At 36.2% G+C, this 21,973-nt stretch carries 18 protein-coding genes and 1 pseudogene; 7 read left to right on the plus strand and 12 right to left on the minus strand.

The window, feature by feature from the left end; all coding sequences use genetic code 11:
• Positions 1-160: 160 nt before the first annotated feature.
• A complete protein-coding gene (locus IQ226_RS05405) occupies positions 161-3,670 on the plus strand; it encodes a WD40 repeat domain-containing protein (protein ID WP_193893030.1) in 3,510 nt (1,169 codons plus the stop codon).
• 71 nt (positions 3,671-3,741) lie between these two features.
• Here IQ226_RS05405 and IQ226_RS05410 read toward each other — a convergent pair whose 3' ends face one another.
• Positions 3,742-5,094: a C1 family peptidase gene (locus tag IQ226_RS05410; RefSeq protein WP_193893032.1), complete on the minus strand. Its 1,353-nt coding sequence runs from the start codon at positions 5,092-5,094 to the stop codon at positions 3,742-3,744.
• Positions 5,095-5,230: 136 nt separating this feature from the next.
• Complete coding sequence (locus IQ226_RS05415; RefSeq protein WP_193893034.1) at positions 5,231-5,728, minus strand: pentapeptide repeat-containing protein; 498 nt, start codon at positions 5,726-5,728, stop codon at positions 5,231-5,233.
• A 155-nt stretch (positions 5,729-5,883) separates the two neighbouring features.
• On the opposite strand from IQ226_RS05415, the gene gcvT reads away from it, so the two are divergent.
• Positions 5,884-7,020, plus strand: a complete 1,137-nt coding sequence (gene gcvT, locus IQ226_RS05420) for a glycine cleavage system aminomethyltransferase GcvT (RefSeq protein WP_193893036.1) — start codon at positions 5,884-5,886, stop codon at positions 7,018-7,020.
• 81 nt (positions 7,021-7,101) lie between these two features.
• On the plus strand, positions 7,102-7,494 hold the full coding sequence (gcvH, locus tag IQ226_RS05425) for a glycine cleavage system protein GcvH (RefSeq protein ID WP_193893037.1): 393 nt from the start codon (positions 7,102-7,104) through the stop codon (positions 7,492-7,494).
• A 183-nt stretch (positions 7,495-7,677) separates the two neighbouring features.
• Here gcvH and IQ226_RS24930 read toward each other — a convergent pair whose 3' ends face one another.
• The 7 genes from IQ226_RS24930 to IQ226_RS05455 all read right to left on the minus strand — a co-directional run bounded on the left by IQ226_RS24930 (position 7,678) and on the right by IQ226_RS05455 (position 12,370).
• Positions 7,678-8,451, minus strand: coding sequence for a Zn-binding domain-containing protein (locus tag IQ226_RS24930; RefSeq protein WP_228039255.1), 774 nt, complete (start codon positions 8,449-8,451; stop codon positions 7,678-7,680).
• The gene (locus IQ226_RS24935; protein WP_228039256.1) at positions 8,360-9,421 is read right to left on the minus strand and encodes a helicase-related protein; all 1,062 of its coding nucleotides are present in this window, start codon (positions 9,419-9,421) and stop codon (positions 8,360-8,362) included. The genes IQ226_RS24930 and IQ226_RS24935 overlap by 92 nt, the downstream gene beginning before the upstream one ends.
• A 512-nt stretch (positions 9,422-9,933) precedes the next feature.
• On the minus strand, positions 9,934-10,224 hold the full coding sequence (locus IQ226_RS05435) for a nucleotidyltransferase family protein (RefSeq protein WP_168642875.1): 291 nt from the start codon (positions 10,222-10,224) through the stop codon (positions 9,934-9,936).
• A 61-nt stretch (positions 10,225-10,285) separates the two neighbouring features.
• Positions 10,286-10,579 (minus strand): hypothetical protein, encoded by a 294-nt coding sequence (locus IQ226_RS05440; protein WP_228039257.1) that lies wholly within the window; start codon positions 10,577-10,579, stop codon positions 10,286-10,288.
• Complete coding sequence (locus IQ226_RS24940; protein ID WP_228039258.1) at positions 10,576-10,866, minus strand: hypothetical protein; 291 nt, start codon at positions 10,864-10,866, stop codon at positions 10,576-10,578. Before IQ226_RS24940 ends, IQ226_RS05440 begins: the two co-directional genes overlap by 4 nt.
• 652 nt (positions 10,867-11,518) lie before the next feature.
• The gene (locus IQ226_RS05450) at positions 11,519-11,758 is read right to left on the minus strand and encodes a hypothetical protein (protein ID WP_193893039.1); all 240 of its coding nucleotides are present in this window, start codon (positions 11,756-11,758) and stop codon (positions 11,519-11,521) included.
• 252 nt (positions 11,759-12,010) lie between these two features.
• Positions 12,011-12,370 carry a hypothetical protein gene (locus IQ226_RS05455; RefSeq protein WP_193893041.1) on the minus strand — a complete coding sequence of 120 codons (360 nt, stop codon included), beginning with the start codon at positions 12,368-12,370 and terminating at the stop codon, positions 12,011-12,013.
• 700 nt (positions 12,371-13,070) lie between these two features.
• On the opposite strand from IQ226_RS05455, the gene IQ226_RS24945 reads away from it, so the two are divergent.
• The 3 genes from IQ226_RS24945 to IQ226_RS05465 all read left to right on the plus strand — a co-directional run bounded on the left by IQ226_RS24945 (position 13,071) and on the right by IQ226_RS05465 (position 18,563).
• Positions 13,071-14,480, plus strand: a complete 1,410-nt coding sequence (locus IQ226_RS24945; RefSeq protein ID WP_228039259.1) for an NB-ARC domain-containing protein — start codon at positions 13,071-13,073, stop codon at positions 14,478-14,480.
• Between the two features lie 122 nt (positions 14,481-14,602).
• The gene (locus IQ226_RS24950) at positions 14,603-16,711 is read left to right on the plus strand and encodes a hypothetical protein (RefSeq protein ID WP_228039260.1); all 2,109 of its coding nucleotides are present in this window, start codon (positions 14,603-14,605) and stop codon (positions 16,709-16,711) included.
• A 208-nt stretch (positions 16,712-16,919) separates the two neighbouring features.
• The gene (locus IQ226_RS05465) at positions 16,920-18,563 is read left to right on the plus strand and encodes a radical SAM protein (protein WP_193893043.1); all 1,644 of its coding nucleotides are present in this window, start codon (positions 16,920-16,922) and stop codon (positions 18,561-18,563) included.
• 5 nt (positions 18,564-18,568) lie between these two features.
• Here the strand turns inward: IQ226_RS05465 and IQ226_RS05470 are convergent, their stop codons facing one another.
• From IQ226_RS05470 to IQ226_RS05480, 3 genes are all read right to left on the minus strand, one after another.
• On the minus strand, positions 18,569-19,711 hold the full coding sequence (locus tag IQ226_RS05470; RefSeq protein WP_193893045.1) for a beta-ketoacyl-ACP synthase: 1,143 nt from the start codon (positions 19,709-19,711) through the stop codon (positions 18,569-18,571).
• Between the two features lie 125 nt (positions 19,712-19,836).
• On the minus strand, positions 19,837-20,619 hold the full coding sequence (locus tag IQ226_RS05475) for a peptidylprolyl isomerase (RefSeq protein ID WP_193893058.1): 783 nt from the start codon (positions 20,617-20,619) through the stop codon (positions 19,837-19,839).
• A 158-nt stretch (positions 20,620-20,777) separates the two neighbouring features.
• On the minus strand, positions 20,778-21,347 hold the full coding sequence (locus IQ226_RS05480) for a photosystem I assembly protein Ycf4 (RefSeq protein WP_193893047.1): 570 nt from the start codon (positions 21,345-21,347) through the stop codon (positions 20,778-20,780).
• 499 nt (positions 21,348-21,846) lie between these two features.
• On the opposite strand from IQ226_RS05480, the pseudogene IQ226_RS05485 reads away from it, so the two are divergent.
• Positions 21,847-21,973 (plus strand): annotated as a pseudogene (locus IQ226_RS05485) (photosystem II D2 protein (photosystem q(a) protein)); the annotation flags it as partial.

Here is a 21,973-nt window from a genome sequence, read left to right on the forward strand (position 1 = left end):
AAAATAAGCTCTACAAAGCTTGCTAACTTAGCATAACAAATGTCGAAGAGCCTAAGTAGCTGGTTGCAATTAAATATAAAATGTGGGATAGGCATCCTGCCTGTCCACAGGCTAGAAGCCTGTTCTACGATCTAACAATTAATTAAGCCCACCTACTTATATGTTATTAATCAATGATTTTGGACAAGTTATTAATTATCTGAAAACTATCATTCCTCCAGATAGCTTAACTCCGGTGATGGAATTAATCTTAAAAGAAGTTTTATTAGAAAAGAGTTATTCTGAAATTGCTGAAGAAATTAGTTATGATGCTAATTATATTAAGCGGGTTGCTGCGGAATTATGGCAATTATTATCCCAATATCTCAATACTAAAATTACCAAAAAGAATTTTCACACGATTATTACAGAAAAATATCAAGCGGAAATTAACCAAAGTCAAAAAATACATCAGAAAATAAAAATTATAGATTGGAATGCTTGTCCAATTTTAGAGAAATTTTATGGTAGAAATGAAGAAATCAAACAACTTAAAGATGTAATTTTTCATCATGATAATCGTTTAATTAGTTTATTAGGGCTGGGCGGTATTGGTAAAACTGCTTTAAGTGTTAAGTTTGCTCAACAATATCAAGAAGATTTTGAAGTAATAATTTGGCGATCGCTGCGTAATGCACCTCCTTTAAATACTTTAATAACTGATCTAGTTACTGTTATTTCAAAATCAGAAAATTTACAAGGAAAAACTGAAGATTTATTAATTTTTCTTCAAGATCATCGTTGTTTAATCTTATTAGATAATTTTGAGACAATTTTAGAATCAGGAAAAATTGGTTATTATCGTTCAGGTTTTGAAAATTATGGTAATTTGATTCGCTGTTTAGGAGAGTCTGATCATCAAAGTCGTATTATTATTACTAGCAGAGAAAAATCTCCCGAAGTTAATTATTTAGAAGGAAAAGAAACTAAGGTAAAAAGTATTATTGTCCAAGGTTGTTTAGAAGCATCTCTAAGTATTTTAGAAGCCAGAAATATTCAAGGAAATTCAGAAGATAAACAATATTTAAGCAATCTATATGATAATAGTCCCCTGGCTATTAAAATTATAGCAACTTCAATTCAAGATTTATTTAATGGTGACATTCAAACATTTTTATTAGAGAAAACTTTTATTTTTAATGGGCTAAATCGTTTATTAGATGAACAATTTACCCGTCTTAGCACTGGGGAAAAAACGATTATGAATTGGTTAGCTATTAATCGAGAATTAACATCTATTCAAGAATTGGAACAAGATATTTTTCCGCCTATTACTAAGTCAGAATTATTACAGAGTTTAGAATCTTTAATTGGGCGATCGCTCATCGAACAAAAAGAAGGAAAATATACTCAACAAGCTGTAATCATGGAATATGTATTAGATAATTTAATTAATGAAATCTATCAAGAATTAATTGATTTAAAAATAGATTTATTTGGTAAATATTCCCTAAATAAAACCACCGTTAAAGAATATGTAACAGAAACGCAAAAAAAATTAATTATTGAGCCATTAGTTGATAGATTAAAACAAACTTTTCCTGTTAAAATTCGTCTGCAAAAACATTTACAAAATATTCTCCATCAATTAAGAAATTCAGTAATAGCAAATTATGGAGTAGGCAATTTAATCAATATTTATAATAGTTTAAAATTACCTCTTAAAGACTATGATTTTTCAGAATTACCGATTTGGCAAACCGACTTATCACAAATATCAGTAAAAGGAGTTAATTTTAGTTATGCAGACTTTAAAAATGTGAAATTTCTCCAAAATCTTGCCCTGGTTTTAAAAGTAGCTTATCATCCCCAAGGTGAGATTATAGCAAATTCTGATATTCAAAAGATTATCCATTTATGGCGAGTTAGTGATGGACAAACAATCTTAAAATTAATTGGACATCAAGGTCTGATCTGGGATTTTAAATTTAGTGCTGATGGTAAATTATTAGTTAGTGCTTCCGATGATCAAACTGTAAAAGTTTGGGATATAAATACAGGTAATTGTCTAGCTAATTATGAATTAAAAAAAGATAAACCTAATGCAGTTACTATTAGTAAAGATAATAAAATAATTATGATTGGTACAAGTGCAAATTATTTACAATTGTGGTATTGGCAGGAAAATCAATATCAGATTTTAAAAGGTCATCAAGGAGCAATTAATAGTTTACAATTGAGTGGCGATGAAAAATATTTATTTACTGCTAGTTTAGATCATACAATTAAACAATGGGATTTAGCTGAAGGTAAATGTATTAAAACTTTTGAAAGTCATGTCACTGGCGTAAAAAAATTATCAGTTACAAAGAATGATCAATTTCTTTTAAGTGTTAGTTTTAATGGTAAATTAAAAATGTGGTCAATAAAAAGTGGTCAATGTTTGTACACTTTAGGAAATCAAACATTAATGATTTTTACAGCTACTTTTGATCCCACTGGTAAATCTTTTATCACAGCTTCAGGATCAATTCTGACGATTTGGGATACGATTACTGGAAGCATTGTAAAACATTTAACAAAACAAAAAGGAACAGTTAATTCCCTAGATTATAGTCCTGATGGTAAAACATTAATTACAGGTTCACACAATGAATGTACCATTTTTGTAGATGTGGAAAGTGGTCATCATTTAAAAATTTTATCTGGTTATAGTAATCATATTTGGGCATTATCTATTAACCAAAATAATGTATTAGCCAGTGGTGGTACTGATAGTAAAATTAGATTATGGTCTGTAGAAAAAGCCTCTCTTTTACGAGAATTAAATGCCCATAAAGGGTCTATTCATGTGCTTCAATGGCATCCCGATGGTAGAATTTTAGCTAGTTGTAGCAGCGATAGCACTATTAAATTGTGGGATGGTATAACAGGAGAATGTTTACAAATCTTGTCAACTCCTATAGATGTGATTTTTTCTATTTCATGGCATCCCCAAGGAGATTTATTGGCGATAGCTGGGTCAGGAAATAAAGTTTATTTTTGGCAATATACCACTAATCAATATCATCATGAATTAGAAATACCAACTACTGAAATTATGAAATTAGTTTGGTCAAATGATGGTAATTTATTAGCCATAGATACCAGAACAGGTCAAATTTTTCTTTATGATCTCTCACAAAATTGTTTAGATCAAATTTTTCAAAGGGAAAAATCTAATATTAATGATGTCAGGAATGGTTTAAATTTCAGTCAAGATCATGCTTATCTCGCTTTTAGTAGTGATGATGCTAAAGTGGAAGTTTTGCATTTAGAAAGTAATACCTTTCTTACTTCTTTAAAAGGACATCTTGTTCAAGTTGTAGGTCTAATTTTTATCAAACAAGATCAACTAATAGTTACTATTAGTTTGGATAGTACAGTGAGAATCTGGGAATTATTATCAGGAAAATGTCTCCATATCTTAACTGATCATCAAGCACCTATTACCAGTTTAACTATCGTGAATGAAGATACTTTTGCCACAGGTAGCGCCGATAGTACAATTAGAATTTGGGATGTGAATACGGCAAAATGTCTACAAGTATTAACCAGCGATCGCCCCTACGAAGGTATGAATGTTTATGAAGCTACTGGTTTAACCTCATGCCAATTAGAAACATTGACAGGTTTGGGTGCGATCATTTAATACTGGAGAGGGGTTTGTTTATACGTTAAAAACTTTTCAAACATCCTCTAATTAATGTTTCTATAGCCAGATTAAAATAGACTGTCCAAGGTTTCATAATCATATTCCTCTAAAACCTCATTAAATAGTTCTGTAGCCCTATCTTCATCAAGCTCTAAGTTTTGTGCTAACTTAGTCCAGTATTCGTATTCTTCATCACTAAAACATTCATCAGCAAGAGCAAATTCAACCGACATTTGGAAAGTTTCCTCTGCTGCATCTTCCGCCAAAATAATTTGTAAAGCCGCATTGTAAAGGAGTTCAAGCCCGCCGATTTCCATTAAACCCTGGATTTTCTCCTCAAGAAGTTCAGTATCAATTTCATAAGTTTCATAAAGTCCAGTTAATAACTCTGATTCTTCATCAGATAAGCCATCTACAGAGGCACCACACAAACAAATAACAGCAATAGATTCTACAAGAGTTAAATAACAATTATTTGTTTCTTCTCCGTCGTCCTCTGTATAGAAATCTTCATCAAAATCCTCATCTTCTTCAACCCAAATATCCGCAGTTAAATCGAAGTCAGTTGTTCCTTTAATTTTCCAGCATTCAAAACATAAATTTGGGTTAGTCATATACTCATAAGGGATATAGCAGTAGCCTTCTTCTCCCCACTCTTCCCCCCATGAATTACGGATAATAAAGACTTCAGCGCTATCTTTATAACCCACGCAAAGCATAGCGTGTTTACCATGTTCTTGCCTGCCTTCATCACTGGCTAAATCTGGCATTGGAACTCTTCCTTTGTTGGTAACACGATCAAAAGACTTAAACAAAGTGAGTCCAAAAACAAAAGGATAACCTTCTGCTAAACAATGTTTCATAGCATGAAGATCCACAGGAACTTGTTCTGGGTTTTCCCATTGGAAATCAGGAACACTTAGGAGTTCGGCAGCCTCTTCATAGGCATCATAAATTGGTTTAGTATTAACGTTTCTGACTTTACCATTGTCTGTAACTTCATAAGCCCAGGTTGATTCATGGCAAATACCTTTTTCCTGTAAACTCATCAATGCTAAAGTAATGCTACTTCCTTGGTCTTGAATTTTATTTTCACCATTGTGTTCTAGTCCTAGCTCTCGGGCATTGTAATAGACAAAAAGACGACTAAAATCAACTTCTTCTCCTACACGGTTCATGATATACTCATAACCGCCTACAACTGCATTAGCTGTACAACTGTTAGAGCCAGCTTGATTTTCTACGGAAGTCATGAAGGGACGCAGATCAACCTGTGGTGGTAATTCTGCTTCTGTAAACCTCTCACTATTGTAAACTTGAGAACCGGAAATTTCTTGTTGGGAAGCACTGCAACCGCTTAAGGCTTTCCATAGACCTGTATTCCGATCTACGACATAAGATAATACAGCTTTTTTAGACATGGAATTTTATGTGGATTATCCACAGACCAGAAGGTATAAAAATTGTAAAATATCCTTTTAGCATAGATACAAGAATTTAAGAATTACTCAATTATTCTTAACGCCCCTTCTGATTAATGAAGGGGATATGGGGTTTTTACTTACATCCTAAAGATTGACGAGTATCTACACCAGTTTTAGAATTTACACCACTGGCATGAACGCAGAGTTGTTTCACCTGTAGCATATCTAAAATTGCATTGGTAAAATCAGCACCAATGATATCAACATTATCAAAAGTGGAACGCAACATCATTGCATCTGTAAAAACCGCATCACTTAAATCGGCATCTTTGAATTTTGATAGATAAGCAATTCCTTGACTAAAATCCACACCATGAAAATTTACAGTATCCAATAAGACACCGTTAAATACAGCACCACGTAAATCAGCGGCGCTAAAATTGGTATTTTCTAATTTCACGCTTGTAAACTCAATCCCAATTAAACTTTGTCCAGAAAAGTCCTTCCCCCCGACTCCCTTGTTGCTAAGAGAATTAGTAACACTAGAAGAACTTGCTGCTTGCGCTGATAAGGGAAACACAAACAACACTAGAGCTAAAATCACACTAGCCAAGATTGAGCGATACTTCATAATTTTTGCTTAATAAATCTCAACAATTCCACTATTAATCATTAAACCGCAGGAAGGATGCAGCTTGTAATTTTCTGCTAAATTAACAGCGATCGCGTAGGATAGATAAATGTTGAGATGCGATCGCACGTAAACGTCAATATAAATAACTACCTGTGGCTAATCAAGAAAATATTACCCAATCTCTCACACGAACCCCTTTATATCAAATGGGTGTAGAACTCAAAGCCAGATTTACCAGCTTTGGGGGCTGGGAAATGCCCATACAATATACCAGTATCACCCAAGAACACCATGCCGTCAGAAATACCGCTGGAATGTTCGATATTTCTCACATGGGCAAATTTACCCTCCAAGGTAAAAACCTGATTTCCCAACTGGAGTATTTAGTTCCCTCCGATTTAAGTCGGTTACAACCTGGACAAGCACAATATACCGTATTGCTTAACCCCCAAGGCGGAATCATTGACGACATCATTATTTATTACCAAAATACAGACAGCACTGGGACGCAAAATTTAGTCATCATCGTCAACGCCTCAACTACCGACAAAGACAAAAAATGGCTATTGGCACATCTTGATCTTGATGTAGTCCAATTTCAAGACCTATCACGGGATAAAATCTTAATTGCCGTTCAAGGACCCACAGCTACTCATCATCTACAATCCCTAGTCACAACAGACTTATCACCCATTAAGGCTTTTGGGCATTTAGAAACGACCATTTTTGGCAAACACGCATTCCTCGCCCGCACAGGTTACACTGGCGAAGATGGTTTTGAAGTGATGGTGGATGCCTCCGTTGGGATAGACTTGTGGCAAAGTTTATATAATGCTGGTGTTATTCCCTGCGGACTTGGTTGTAGAGATACCCTTCGCTTAGAAGCTGCAATGGCACTTTATGGGCAAGATATTGACGATACCACCACTCCTCTAGAAGCCGGCTTAGGTTGGTTAGTACATTTAGATACCAAAGGTGATTTTATTGGCAGAGAAGTTTTAATACAGCAAAAAGCCCAAGGAATATCCCGTAAACTCGTTGGTTTGCAAACACAAGGACGCAATATTCCTCGTCACGGCTACCCCGTATTATCATCTAAACAAGTTGTAGGAGAAGTAACAAGTGGTACTCTCTCCCTGACACTTGGTTATCCTATCGCCTTAGCTTACGTTCCCACCCCATTAGCAAAGCTTAAGCAGCAGCTAGATGTGGAAATTCGTGGTAAAGTTTACCCTGCGGTGGTTGTGAAACGCCCATTTTATCGCTCAAAGAATCGTGTTACTAACTGATAATCTTTGAGGTTTTTGAGGAATAATGTCTTTTAGGTTACTCTTGTAACACTATTTTTTTAACGTGGAAGAGAAAGTGATATGTCTTTAGAATATCCCCAGGATTTTCGATACTTAGATTCCCATGAATATGTTCGTCTAGATGGAGAAATTGCCACTATTGGTATTACTGCGTTTGCTATAGAACAATTAGGTGATATTGTCTTTTTGGAACTGCCGGATACTGGTGATGTTATTACCAAGGGAGAGACATTTGGTTCTATTGAATCCGTGAAGGCTGTTGAAGACTTGAATTCACCTGTTACTGGCACAGTTGTAGAACGCAATGAAGCTTTAATAAATGATCCAGAACAAGTACCTGAAGACCCCTATGGTGAGGGTTGGTTCTTAAAAGTTCGCATTAATGATCCTGATGAAGTGAATGAGGATACATTAACAGCAGATGAATATAGTGATCAGGTAGAGGGTGTGTAAATAAGTTCATTTAGGGACTTACAATTAAAAAAATACCCAAAAATTTCTTGTGGTGCGGGACGAATTGCCCGCTAATCATCAAGGACGGGCAGCAATACTTGTCGGTTAAGGAAATGTAGGTTGGGTTGAGCGATAGTGAAACCCAACATTACCAAGGATTTTGTTGGGTTATGGCTATGGCTCCTACGTCGCCACGCAAGCTATCGCCACACTTCGTGAACGTTCCGATTGCAACGCTAAAACCTTTAATTGCTCCCGCCAATTTTTATCATAGCGCAGGGTTAATATCTGATATCCAGCATTGTATCTCAGATTATCTCTCTCAATTTGGTCTTGCTTTTTCTGTTCAGGACTATCATGAACTGAACCATCGCAGAAAATAGCGATCGCATCTTCCTTATACACAAAATCTGGTTTACAATTGGCTTCGGTAATTAATTCCTGGGCTGTATCAGGTAGTTTATAACCCCGTTGGTAAATCTCTTGTAAAACTTCTCGTTCAAAATCGGAATTTGGGTCTGTTTGTGCGAATAGTTTTTGATATTGTTCATCTCGGAATACACCGGATATCTCTACTGTACTTGCTTGCAGATCATCGAGTAAAGGTTTAATCAAATGACGATTAATTAACGGATGATCAAATTGATTCCTGTAGGAAAGTAAGCATTCATAGCAAGCTTGCACACAACTATCCTTTGGTGTTTGAAAATGACAAATATCTAAAGCAGAATTGGCGATTTTCTGAAAAGCATCTGTTTGTTGGAGTAGCTGAGATAAAACTCCTGCACCACCTTCTGATGCTTCCCAAAATAGCAAATATTTTCCTTCTCCTAATCTTTCTGAATCCAGTTCATCTGGTTCTAATTTATAAACTGCTTGAATTGCTGTTTCTAGGATATATTGGAGAGTGTCGTTGCGCTTCTCGTGCTTGAGCTTCAGCGTTTTTGCGTTCTTCATCTGTGACATAACCAGCAGCAGAACGACTAATTATGATGTTAGCCTGATCTCTTTGTTTAACTGCACTATCATAAAGTTTACGCCAGCGATCGCATTTTCTATTGAATGTATTCAGTGTATTCTCTATGGTAAATTGTAGCCAATGTACAGAATACCAAGAGGCTTTTTGTAAATCACTTTGACAGAAGGTATCTGCAAGTATTGACTGAGTAGCTTGCAGACATTCAGCTAATTTCCCAGAACTAAGTATTAATTGTTCACGTACACTATCTTTCAGGGGATAATTAGTAACATCTAAATCCAGAATTTTGTTCATGGAGTCATCTAAATAAACTCCTGTATGTGCTAACCAAATTGAATACACATGAGATTGAACTAAATCTTGGTTTGATAATTCTAACTTAGGCGGAGCAACAGCACCAGCTACCATTTGCTGTTGACGTTGGAAGAAATATTGATCATGACCGCTACCAATAGCTGCATAAGTAATAACTAATGCTTCCTGTCCACTGCGTCCAGCGCGTCCGCTACGTTGGGCATAATTTGCAGGACTGGGGGGAACATTCCGCAAATGAACCACACTCAAATCTGAAATATCTATACCTAATTCCATTGTCGGAGAACAGAATAAACTCGCTAATTCTCCTTTTCTGAATCTTTCTTCCCGTTCTTGACGTGCTTTAGTTTTAACTTGTCCTGTATGTTCTCGCCCTTCCATTGTTTGAATTTTTTGGGCATTACTTTGATAAAATTCTTGAAAGAATTTGTTAACCAGTATTTTGGCATCTTCTTGACCCTGTAAACGCTTAGATGAAAGAGGGTCGGGAGGAATTTCAGTTAATATTGTAAATTTCCATGCTAAGGAACTAATTTGTAGTTGAATACCATTTTTAGTGGTTAAAAAACCAGCATCAGCTAATGCAGCAATGAAGGTATTAATTAAAGTATTGTATTCTGTTTCTGTTAACAATTCACTGTGTAATGACCAAGCTTTAGGAGAACGTAAAAACCGTCCAATTTTACTTTTAATTGTTAATTTACCGGGGCTTTTTGTTGAGATTTTGATGTATAATTACCATCAATAATGGGTGTACGTCGGGTGTAATTCGTAGTTCGTAATATTTCCTGCGGAAACGCTGCGCGAACATAATTCGTAATTCGTAATTCGTAATTGTTATTTCCTGTGGAAATGTTGTGTGGAGGTAATTCGTAATTCGTAATTCGTGATTCGTAATTCGTGATTTGGAATTCGAGATTCGTGATTTGGAATTTGGAATTTGGGATTCGGAATATTTCCTTCGGAAACGCTACGCGAAGGGGATTCGTGATTTGGAATTTGGAATTTGGAATTCGTAATTATTTTGTCTGATAGTGAAGCGTGACGCAAGCCATATCAGGATTTACAGGATTTATCCAGCTTGATTAACTGTTGGTTGTGGAAGAGGTTCACCTGTTGTTTGATAAGCACAATAAAGTTTTAAGCTACGCGACATAAATAGCGTCCTTTTCTACAGCATCAATAATTTGAGGTTTCAACATTTTTTTAGTGACTAAATCAACGGATAAAGACAAATTATCTTCTAAGAAGAATTTTAAGTCCATATATTTATCAAAGGTAACTTTCCCTTGAAATTCTACTAATAAGTCAATATCGCTAGTAGTTTTTGCTTCATCTCTTGCATAAGAACCAAATAAAGCCAAGGAAGTTACACCATAACTTTTAATGGTGGTTAAGTTTTTTTTGAGGAAGTTAATTAAATATTCTCTGTTCATAACTTGTAATTATTTTGTCAGAATCAGGATGTCCAAGATTTAAGGATTTACAGGATGTTGTTTATTGTTTTTGTTTTTTGTAATTTGGTATACCTCTTTTCCGAAGAAATCTATATTTATCAACACTTTTGATAGCAATATTTAATCCTAACATCTCAAAAATCTGTAGAGAAGTTAGTAATTCTTTTGCTGTTTGATATCCCTCATCTGAACGAAAACCTTGTAAAACTTCAGTCAAAATTAAATCACCAACAGCAATTTGTTCTACTCCTAACAGTGTATCTAATTTATTCGTTTCTGGTGTTTCTACACCATTAAAATAGTCTATCCATACGCTTGAATCTACAATAATCATCCATTTGTTCTCATTTCTTCTAAATTATCTTCCCATTTCAGTTTTCCTCTATAGGCTTTAATTTTTTCTTGCTGTTTTAGTATCTTTAAATGATGTATTTCTTGTTGAAAACTATTCCAGTAATTAAACTGTTCATTGGGTAGGGGTTGATTATGATATGCAGCTTTTTCACTACAACCTCTTTCAATTAGAGTCAATAAGTTATTGACAACATTGATAAAGTTATCATCATTAGGTAAGTTTTCTATCAATGTGTGATAGATTTTTTGTTCTAATTCGCTATCCATAAGCTACAATATGTACAATTTTTGTCTGAATCAGGATGTCCAGGATTTGAAGATTTACAGGATGTTATTGATAAATTATTGGTAAATATTTAATATTATAAAATACAATTATCCTCATAGTCAACTAATAATAGCAATACCTTAGCCAATTGTCCCAATATAGGTCTGAAACCCAATAAAATCCTTAGGATATCAATAGGGTTTCAGGGTTTTGACCAAGGTATTGAATTACTTATTAGCCATTAAGAATCTCCGTATCTAAAGACGCAGAGAGTATAAAAGTTTACTTTTTGGTTATCTTTGGATTTTTGAGGGCTAAAGCTGTAAACCATTACTATTTTCACGATATCAAAATAAGCAAGTTCACTATCTTTATTCACAATTGCTAAGGTTATTAATCCCATAACTAAGATTAGCAAAAGTTGTGATAAGCTGTTACGCAGCTAAATTTGATAACCATAATTTACTTGAACTTTGTAGTGCGGGCATCTTGCCCGCTAGAATTATACAAACTAAATGCACAACAGCTTAATATTTCACCTTTGATGCTATTGCCATTATCTGAGATGATATGACCTCCTGTAATTGAAAACCTTTGGCTAAGTGGAAAGAAACTACGGTTAATATCTCAATCTCAGGCAGATAAGTTGAACTAACTCCAAGACTCCCAAATCATGGTGATTGCTAACAAGCAAAACAGCAGAACACCAAACCGCAGAAAATAGATAAAAACATCAAAAGATAGCAAAACTTTACTGATTGAGGATGCACCGCAAACATAAAACACAACAACAGCGATCGCAAAACCGAATATAGTTAACATCAGATACTTAAATCCCTTTCCAGTCAAAATTAACAGCAGACTTTGGTTATCTTTGTCATTAGTTTTCATAGTTTTCTCCTGTTTTTTAGATAAGAGTTGAACAGAAATCTTGTCATCCTGTCTATTGCTGTTCATAAAATTGTCTACGGGATAGAAAAACCTCAATAAAATCCGGCGTGCAAATATACATCACCAGCTTGTAAACTTCCCATTTATCAAAAGCCAAATGTCCTGAGAAAATTAGATATTTAATTGTGTAAAGAATTTCATTAAGCTATCAGTATTCTTAACCTGTAAATAGCTATACTATAACGTCTGGTATTATTTTTGATTCTGCAAATGCCTACAATCTATCCAGGTATCAATAATGTAATCGTGTAATTGCTGGATTTCTAAAAGCTGTTGTGGACTTAATGTGTAACGGTGGCTAATGTGACCACTTAGTTCTACTATGGCCTCGTATTTCCCCTTTTTACTAGAGATAGTTAATTGTCCGTGTTGAGTTTCTGACAAAGTTTCAATCAGCAGAATAATTAAGTGAGCAAAGACTGATGGTAACTCTACTACATACGCCTGTTTAGATTTGGCTAAAATTTCTGGGGATTGTTCTCCTATCTTCAAAATACCTTTGATAGCGTTAGAACTCCTAATAAAGTCTGCCAGTCTTAAAGAATTCTTCATATTAGTTGCCCCCTAATATTGGCTATTTGACTTAAGACTTATCCGTATACCTCACATAGAGGTATTTATATATAAGATAATCACACATACAGTAAAAAAGCAAGGTATTTATAAAATTTTTCTAGAAAATTCTGACTATGTAAATTTATGTATACTTTTTTGAGACAATTTATCTCACATAAATATAAAGAAGTTATACTAAGGAGTAGTGTTAAAATCTTTAAATAGAATTCCTAAACCTTACAGGAGTCAGTAACCCAGTGATAAGGGTACTGGGCTTGCAATGGTAATCAAGCAAGCCGTATTGACCAGACTACTTCCCTCCCATTCTCCTTCACCCGTCATTTTTGAATTGACAGACCACTAGTACCGCAAGGCGGAAGTCAAAATCAAGACAGTATAGGCTTTTGGAGAATTTAGAATGGTTGGTTTATTTACGCCGTTTTGTACTAGTTCCTGACGGGTGAGCCATCCCTCTCAGGTCTAAAGACACTGTGAGATTCCCAGTTACCGCCATGTCTTATCAATATAGGACTCCTAAATGATTCCTGATAGCTTGCGTAGCGTAGCCATAAAATATCAAGTAGTGTAGGGTGGACAAACTTAAAAACTGTTACATAACAGTCTTTTTAGAGTTAATATTCATGCTATAAAAAAAATCTCACATACTAATAACTAATATATATGGAGCTTAGATAATATGAAGATTGTAGATAATATACCTCAGATTCCTGATGATTTCATTATAAAAGTGGCTAACAAACACAATGTTAGCAAAACCGAGCTAGAGGCATTACTTTTAGCATTAAAAAATTACCCTGGTGCAGAAATTGCCCAGAAACTCAATATTTCTCAACCGGCGGTGAGAAAAAGATTAGGAGAAAGTTATCGTAAATTAGGTATAGAAGGGAGTGGTAATAAAAAAATTTATAACTTGAAACAGAAATTGTTTACTCAGTATCAAAGTACTCAAGAAAATGTCCTTACCTCAACAGAAGATTGGGGTGAAGCCGTTGATGTAGAAGGTTTTCGGGGTCGAAATGAAGAAATTTTAGAGTTAGAAGAATGGATAGTTGGTAATGATACCATGCGGTGTCGTTTAGTGGCAGTGCTAGGAATGGGTGGAATTGGTAAGACTGTGATAGCAGCTAAAGTTGCCAAACAAGTTCAGCCAAATTTTGATTATTTGATTTGGCGATCGCTCCGCAATGCACCATCATTAGAAGAAATTCTAAGTCAACTTTTAGGATTTTTACCCTCTAATCATACTGAAAATTTCTTAGCAATTAGTGAAAACAATAAAATACTTTTACTAATTGATATTTTAAGAAAACATAAATGCCTAATTATTTTAGATAATGTGGAATCGGTGCTACGTAGTAGTGAAGGCAAAACTCAGGGATGGGCTGGTGAATATGAACCAGGGTATGAAAACTATGGCTACTTTTTTAAAAAGATAGCAGAAGCATCACATGATAGTTGTTTATTAATCACTAGTCGTGAAAAGCCAAAAGAAGTAGCTGCACTAGAAGGTAAAAATCTGCCTGTAAAAGTGTTACAGTTAAATAGTCTCAAATTAGCAGAAGCCAGAGAAATTTTGCTAGATAAAGGTTGCACTTGTGATGATGAACAACTACAAGAATTAGTCAACAGATATTCTGGTAATCCTTTAGCTTTAAAAATAGTTGCCACTACAGTTTATGATTTATTCAGCAATAACATTGCGGAATTCCTAAAAGAAATGAAGGAAGCAAGTGCTGCCTATGGAGATATTCGCACGCTTTTAGATACACAGTTTAACCGTCTATCAGAATTAGAACAACACGTAATGTATCGTCTAGCATTACGTCGTGAATATATCTCATTGACAGACATAAAAAGCGATGTAAAAAATAATGTAAAAACACCAGATGCAGAATCTAAAATACTAGAAATTATTGAATCATTGTTACGGCGATCGCTAATTGAAAAAGAAACAAATAGTAGCAGATTTGGGCAGCAGTCTGTGGTGATGGAATATATTAATGACCGCTACATTGAACAGGCAACTTATGACATTTCTGACATTAATGAAAAAAAAAACTGGAGTTTATTAATGCCCACCCCTTAATCCAGGCAAGATCACTTGATTATATCCGGCAAATACAAGAACGACTGATACTAGAACCAGTTAAGCAAAGACTTATTAAAGCTTTTGGTACAGCCACACAACTAGAATCTCATTTACGGCAATTGATCAGGAATTTACAGCGGAAATCACCGCCAACTCAAGGTTATGCAGTTGGCAACTTAATTAATCTACTACGACAACTTCAGATATATAAATCCCAAAGTAATTCCCAAATTGATTTAAGTGGACGCGATTTTTCCGGTTTGACCATCTGGCAAGCTTATCTCAAAGATGTGGACTTAAAAAACACCAGCTTTGCCAATGCTGATTTAACTGGTTCTGTATTCAAGGAAACAATGTCTAGTATTGTTTCTGTGAAATTTAGTCCTGATGGTAAAAAATTTGCTACAGGTTTAATGAGTGGAGAAATCAGATTATGGCGTACTTCTGATACTAAACAACTTCGCATTTATAAAGATCATACTACTTGGGTTTGGACGTTAGCCTTTAGTCCAGATAATAAAACCATCGCTAGTGGTAGTGCGGACCATACCATTAAACTCTGGAATGTAGAAACAGGTAAATGTCTAAATACCCTGAAAGAACATACCAATAAAGTTTATTCAGTAGCATTTAATCCCGATGGTTCTCTTTTAGCTAGTGCTGGTGAAGACAAAACTATTAAACTTTGGAATGTAGAAACAGGAGTTTGTCAGCAAACACTATCTGATCATAATGGCTTGGTGTTGTCTGTCACTTTTCAAGCATCTACAACTTGTAACATTACTCCTTTACTGGCCAGTGGCAGTGCTGACAGCACAATTAAGCTGTGGGATATTAATACAGGTAAATGCCTAAAAACGTTAAATGATCATAATAGCGATGTTCACTCTGTAGCTTTTAGTCCTGATGGACAAACATTAGCTAGTGGTAGTGCCGACCAAACCCTGAGACTGTGGGATGTAACTACAGGTCAATGTAGACAAACATTAGAGGGACATAGTAAAAAAGTTTATTCTGTCAGATTCAGTCCTAATGGACAGATCTTAGCTAGTTCCGGTGAAGACAGAACCATTAAACTCTGGGATATGCCACAGGGGGAATGCCTCAAAACCTTACAAGGTCATTCTAGCCAAGTGTGGGCGATCGCCTTTAGTCCTGATGGTGACACTTTAATCAGTTGTAGTGATGACCAAACAGCTAGGTTATGGAACGTAAAAACAGGTGGTTGTTTGAATACCTTACAAGGGTATACCCGTGATGTATATTCAGTAGTATTTAGTCCCAATAGTCAGATTTTGGCTAGTGGACGGGATGACTCTAACATTGGCTTATGGAATTTACAAACCCAAAAATGCCACATTTTGAGGGAACATCAAGGACGAATTCGCTCAGTCGCTTTTCATCCCCAAGGACAAATACTGGCAAGTGGTAGTGCTGACAATACCATCAAACTTTGGGATATCGCAAATATTGATCAAAGCCAATGTATTCAAACTCTCAGAGGACACGATAACTGGGTGTGGACAGTTGCATTTAGTCCCGATGGAAAAACTCTAGTCAGTAGTAGCGAAGACCACAGTATTCGCATCTGGGACACATTTAGCGGTGAATGTCTCAAAAAAATTGATGCCCATAGTAATTGGGTGTGGACAGTAGCATTTCATCCCCAAGGACAAATACTGGCAAGTGGTAGTGCTGACAATACCATCAAACTTTGGGATGTCACAACTGGAGAATGTTTGCAAACTTTTACAGACCATCAAGACATGATTTGGTCACTAGCATTTAGTCCCAATGGGGAGTTTTTAGCCAGTGGTAGCGAAGACCAAACCGTGAAATTGTGGGATCTTCATACAAATAAATGTACTCAAACATTAGAGCATGATAAACAAGTCTACTCAGTGGCATTTAGTCCCAATGGGCAGACTCTAGCCAGTGCTGGCGCTAATACTACAGTGATACTATGGCAAGTTAGTACAGGTAATTGTGTAGAAGTTCTCACACTAGGACATACAGAAGCGATTCGTTCTCTAGCTTTTAGTGCTGATGGTAATTTATTAGCTAGTGGTAGCGAAGATGAGAATATTCAGTTGTGGGATATGCAAACTTGTAGTAGATTGCAATCTCTTAAATCTGAACGTTTGTATGCAGGTATGAATATTAACCATACTACAGGCTTGACCGATGCAGAAAAAGCTTCTTTAAAAATGTTGGGTGCTATTGATTAAAGTCTGAGTTTTCAGACAGTCGGTTTTTCAAGAATTGATACATTCATAATCAAATTTGGTTTCTGAAATCATTCTGAGGATATAGGACTAAATCTCCACTAATTCATTCTAACTCCTGGCTACTATTTCTTCAAAAATAGGCATTTTGGCATCAAATATATCAATGAATATGCTAGGTTTTAAAATGAGTTATGATCAATAAACGAAAGTGAAAATTGTACTGATTGGCGAATTTATTAAACACAGAAGTTTCAACGGAGCTAATAAAGCCTTACCTGTTTTAGCTTCCAGTTTATTTAATGCTGGATTTAGTCAAGTTTTACAACTAGATTTAGAACGTCCTGATTTGACTATTGATGATGTTTTAAATGAAGTTAAAAATGCTGATTTAATTATCTTTGCTGGTTGTCTAACAACCCAATGGGCAGAAATTGATGATCATAGTAGAAAAATTTTTAGAGAGCTTCAGAAATATCAACGGGAAACAGTACCAATTTTAGTTGGTGGTTATGCAACTAAAAGTGTTGAAGATATTGCCCGTATTACACCTTGGATTACAGCCTTTTGTGATGGTGAGGGAGAAGAATCAATTATAGAAATTGCTCATGCAGTAGCCAGAGGTACTTTCTATGAAGATATGAAAAATCTACCAGGATTATGTTTTATGAATCAAGATGGTAAATTTTACCGCGTTACACCTAATTCTTTTTATAATACAAGTATTGTTTTTCATCGTGCTATTACAACAAGAGTTAACAAGTTTGATGATATTGACCAAAATTTTGGTTTAATTCACATACCACAAGTCCATGATATGGATATTTTTAAATCTCTAGCTGGAAGACAATTAAAAACAGCCCAAATCTTTACTCAGCGAGGATGCCCTTGGGGATGTCATTTCTGCAATAAAAGTAATGAAAGTAATCATGTTGTGAGATTAAGTGCGGAATCTTTGCGTAGACAATTACGGCAATTAAAACAACATGGTTATGAAGCAGTTTATCTCGATGTTGATACTTTTACAGTTCATGACCAGGATGCCAAAAGAGAAGCAGAGATTCTTAAAGAAGAGGGATTTGCTTGGGGTTCAAATACTAGAATTGATAAAATTAACTATGATCAAATGCGTTATTTAGTAGAAAACAACTGTGTATATATGTTTTTCGGAGTTGAACATACATTACCAGAAGTATCATTAGCTAGTCACAAGTTTAATGGGTCTATTGCTAGTCAAATTAAGCAAGCTTTTGATTATCAAACTAAGGTTATCAGAGTTTTTGAAGATATGAATAAAGCTGGATTACCCAGTAGTTATTTTTTGATTTTAGGATTACCAAAAGCTAAATTAAACGCTAGTAAAACTGATATTATTGATTATGAGCCAACAACTTTGGCTGATGATATGGAAGCAATTCGTTTTGGTATTGAAAATTGTCATCCAGATTTTTTAAATTTCAATGTGCTGCGATTTATGCCTGGGAGTGTAGCTGCTGATACGATTGGCAATTGCAACTATTCCTGTGTACGCCCGTCAAAAAAACAGCCAATTACTGCCGGGTATTTTCTACCACGAACCGTCCAGCATTATGGCTATCCCCTATCCCAAGAACATGGTGTTTACCGATTGTGTGAATCAGTTAGTAGATATCAACCTATTTCAACTGCCCTGAATCCTCAACGGGTTTATGATACTATCTACTATGCTATGCAGTTGATTAATAATAAGATTGATGCAGGTGGTAAAGCTACAAAGTTGTTTATTGATAGAGACTTACTAGCTTTAGGTTTAGTCAGTCAGGATGAACAGGGAAAATATGCGATCGCTCCTTTAGAATATTTTGCTAACATATGATTTTTTTAATTGGCAGTCCCTAAAGCTATCACAGCATTTTGTCCACCGAAACCAAAGCTAAAACATAGGACTTGCTGAATTTTACTTTCCTGTGCTGAGGTGATGAAGTTTAAATTAAATTCTGATTGCCGAAGTCCTACAGAGGGGGGTAAAATTTGCTGTTGCAATGCCATGAGTGAAAAGGCTACACCTAAAGCTCCTGATGCTCCTAATGTATGCCCTGTGCTACCCTTGGTGGAACTAATCGCTAATTTTGGTGAAAATAAGTGTTGAATAATTTTACTTTCTATCCGGTCATTTAACTGGGTGGCTGTACCATGAGTGTGAATATAGTCTATGTCTGTGGGTGAAATATGACTACGTTCTAAACATTGCTTAATGGCTATGATGGCACTTTTACCTAATGGTTCTGGTGAGTTTCCATGATATGCGTCTGCTGTCAAGCCAAAACCTAATATTTCTCCATAAATTTTAGCTTGTCGTTGGGCTGCTAACTCCGCAGATTCAAGAATCAAAATAGCACCACCTTCACCTAGTACCAAGCCTTCTCGCTGTAAGTCAAAGGGATAAGCACCTGTTTTGGCTAAAGCCCCCATTTGCCTAAATCCGGCAATTGTTAGGGGGGTTATGGGTGCTTCTATTGCCCCTGTAATTACTCGTTGGTATTGCCCGGTTTTAATTAACATTGTAGCCTGAGCGATCGCCCAAATTCCCGTTGCACAAGCAGCCATTGGTGCTAAAACCGCTGCTGTTGAGCCTATTTTCCGGGCTACAGCAATTCCATTCATTTGTGGTAGAGTATCTAACCAATTGTCTAAGTTTGATTCTGCCTCTTGCTGATCCATCTGTCGTGCCATTATCTCCCAAGATGCTTGATAACTCCGACTAGAACCGATGACTACAGCACAATCAAACAAAGGTGCTACCAATTCGGCATCTTGTAGGGCTGAATTAACAACTATTTCCGCGAGTGTATTTAATAAAGAGGGTTTTTCAGCAATTAATCCCAGGGGAACTATTCCCAATTCTGGAAATATTTGATGTAATTTAATTCCCGTTTTTCCTAATAATAGATTTTGCCAACTATCTTCTAAGCTTTCACCTAAAGCAGAAACTAGACCAATCCCAGTCACAACAACTTTAACCAATTTTAGATTTTATATAATAACTGAGGAGTCAGGAGGTAGGGGCGCAGGGCCTGCGCCCTTTCTCAGGAGTCAGAAGTCAGAAGTCAGAATACTTATAAAATCACAAATCAACAACTGACAACTAACTACTGAGGAATTTTCAGATTTTCTGCACCTTTCGTGACTTTAGCAGACTCAATGCGATCGCCTTGCTGGATTTTGTTAACTACCTCAAAACCTTTGGTAACATTACCAAACACGGCATAGTTACCATCCAAGAACGATAAATCTGCTAAAGCAAAGTAAAATTGAGAAGAAGCAGAATCCGGGGATTGTGATCTAGCCATAGCGATCGCTCCTTGCTTGTGCTGTAACACAGGCTTCTCAGTAATAGTCTGACTGTAAATAGGATCTTTTGCGCCTTTTGGTTTAATTTCTAAGGGTATCCGTCGCTCAGTCTTAGTTTGAGGATCAATATAACCACCGGTTCCCAATCTACTTTCGGGAAATTTGGGGTCTTTACCTTGTGGATCTCCACCTTGAACTACAAAAGGCTGAGGTTCGCGCACAACACGATGGAATACTAAACCGTCATAAACACCTTTTTGGACCAAATCCACAAAATTACCGCCAGTAATTGGTGCATTTGTCCCATCTATTTCCATCTCAATTTCTGTGGGATTAACTACTTCTCCACGCTTCACCGTCATCACCACCGTAGCCTTACCTTCAAGACGTGGCAACCCTTTGATTCCAGGAACACTCTCGCTAATAGTTTCTGATACTGTTTTTGCACTAGTAGTCGTGTCTAAGGTAGCTGTTGCAGTTGGGGATGCACTAGACGATGTTGTATTACCCGCACATCCTCCCAAAGTTAAAGCGCCAATCATCAATAGAACTACAAAAAATTGTGGAAATTTAAACCGCATTGTTAGTAACTGCATTAATCAAAATATCTTAATTTGTTCTTGCCCATTCCTGAAGTTTGGATTTTAAATTGTGAAAATAACTTGACCTCAGATCCCCGAATTCTCTAAGAATCCGGGGATCTGATTCTTATTGTTCACCAATCCAAAATCCAAAACTCCTAGAGTCCTTCTAAAGATACTCCTAAAAAACGAGCTAATTCCGCACCTTGGGTTTCTAAATCTGCCAAAGATAAGGGTTGACCTACTCGTGTCAGGGGAATATCCCGTCTACCCTTAACCCGAAGATATAAAGCGCGTTGAGGATTCAGACCTTCCTTAATCACAATCTTGACAGATTGTACATCTGAAATCCTGCCGTCAATTTGGATTTGACGATTTTTCCCTGGAAACCCCCAGCGAAAGATTTTTAATGTCCCAGTTTCCCGATTGAACTCATTATAACCACCACCTAAATCCCATAAAACTACAAGCCACAGATATGTAGCTAATAGCAAGCCAGCAGCACCATAGAGTCCCATCACTAATCCTTGAGGGACAAATATGAGTTGTGTTGCATCAGTAACTATGAGTAAATTAACTTTGAGATAACTAGAAACACTAGCTAAGAAAAAACCACTGGCTCCCATAGTCACAATACTTGCCCACCAGTAGTTACTAAACCGACGTGAACCAAGAACCTTTTGAGAGAGGAGGTTCTCGCTTTTATTAATTGTTGTTGATACGGTCATTAAACTACCTTGGACTATCTTTCTCAAGTCTGCCACTGAAGCAGTCTGGATTGCAAGTTATCGAAGAGATGACAATGAATTTTATCCTCAACTTCAAGGATTCTAGGGCGCAGGCCATGGAGAGAATTTAGGGCGCAGGCCCTGCGCCCCTACGAAGATTTATGAGAAAATCTGTGTCAAATTGTTAAAATTCTGATATTGATAGAAAATATTTAACTTCCTGTTCTATATCCAGCCCAAATTCTGACTAATGTGATAAGTTAAGAATCATTACGTTACCAAAACCTAGATTGCTGGTTAACGGTAGCCGATCATGTCATAATTTATGAGAAATGATCACTTTGTCAAGCAATCAGTTCTCACAATCCTAGCGTCTGTAAAGCTGCTAGGATTGAAAGAAAACGTTGAATTCCTCACGGCAGATGATATAAATCAGTAAACTCGCTGAAACACTGCTGAAAAAACGTGGCAATTTTAGTAAAAACGAGGATTTTAGTAAATGACCATCGCAGTTGGACGCGCCCCCAGTAGAGGGTGGTTTGACGTATTAGACGACTGGCTAAAGCGCGATCGCTTCGTATTCGTAGGTTGGTCAGGAATATTATTATTCCCCTGTGCCTTCCTCG

Origin of the sequence: Dolichospermum sp. LEGE 00240 (genome assembly GCF_015207875.1) — a bacterium.
Classification (GTDB): domain Bacteria; phylum Cyanobacteriota; class Cyanobacteriia; order Cyanobacteriales; family Nostocaceae; genus Dolichospermum; species Dolichospermum gracile.

Bases quoted from the DNA above. Each gene is read 5' to 3' on its own strand.
- IQ226_RS05480 (WP_193893047.1), bottom strand. From the start codon at position 21,347: ATGACCGTATCAACAACAATTAATAAAAGCGAGAACCTCCTCTCTCAA.
- IQ226_RS05410 (WP_193893032.1), bottom strand. From the start codon at position 5,094: ATGTCTAAAAAAGCTGTATTATCTTATGTCGTAGATCGGAATACAGGT.
- IQ226_RS24930 (WP_228039255.1), bottom strand. From the start codon at position 8,451: ATGAAGAACGCAAAAACGCTGAAGCTCAAGCACGAGAAGCGCAACGAC.
- IQ226_RS24945 (WP_228039259.1), top strand. From the start codon at position 13,071: ATGAAGATTGTAGATAATATACCTCAGATTCCTGATGATTTCATTATA.
- gcvH (WP_193893037.1), top strand. From the start codon at position 7,102: ATGTCTTTAGAATATCCCCAGGATTTTCGATACTTAGATTCCCATGAA.
- IQ226_RS05475 (WP_193893058.1), bottom strand. From the start codon at position 20,619: ATGCGGTTTAAATTTCCACAATTTTTTGTAGTTCTATTGATGATTGGC.
- IQ226_RS05455 (WP_193893041.1), bottom strand. From the start codon at position 12,370: ATGAAGAATTCTTTAAGACTGGCAGACTTTATTAGGAGTTCTAACGCT.
- IQ226_RS05435 (WP_168642875.1), bottom strand. From the start codon at position 10,224: ATGAACAGAGAATATTTAATTAACTTCCTCAAAAAAAACTTAACCACC.
- IQ226_RS05450 (WP_193893039.1), bottom strand. From the start codon at position 11,758: ATGAAAACTAATGACAAAGATAACCAAAGTCTGCTGTTAATTTTGACT.
- IQ226_RS24940 (WP_228039258.1), bottom strand. From the start codon at position 10,866: ATGGATAGCGAATTAGAACAAAAAATCTATCACACATTGATAGAAAAC.
- IQ226_RS05405 (WP_193893030.1), top strand. From the start codon at position 161: ATGTTATTAATCAATGATTTTGGACAAGTTATTAATTATCTGAAAACT.
- IQ226_RS05440 (WP_228039257.1), bottom strand. From the start codon at position 10,579: ATGATTATTGTAGATTCAAGCGTATGGATAGACTATTTTAATGGTGTA.
- IQ226_RS05415 (WP_193893034.1), bottom strand. From the start codon at position 5,728: ATGAAGTATCGCTCAATCTTGGCTAGTGTGATTTTAGCTCTAGTGTTG.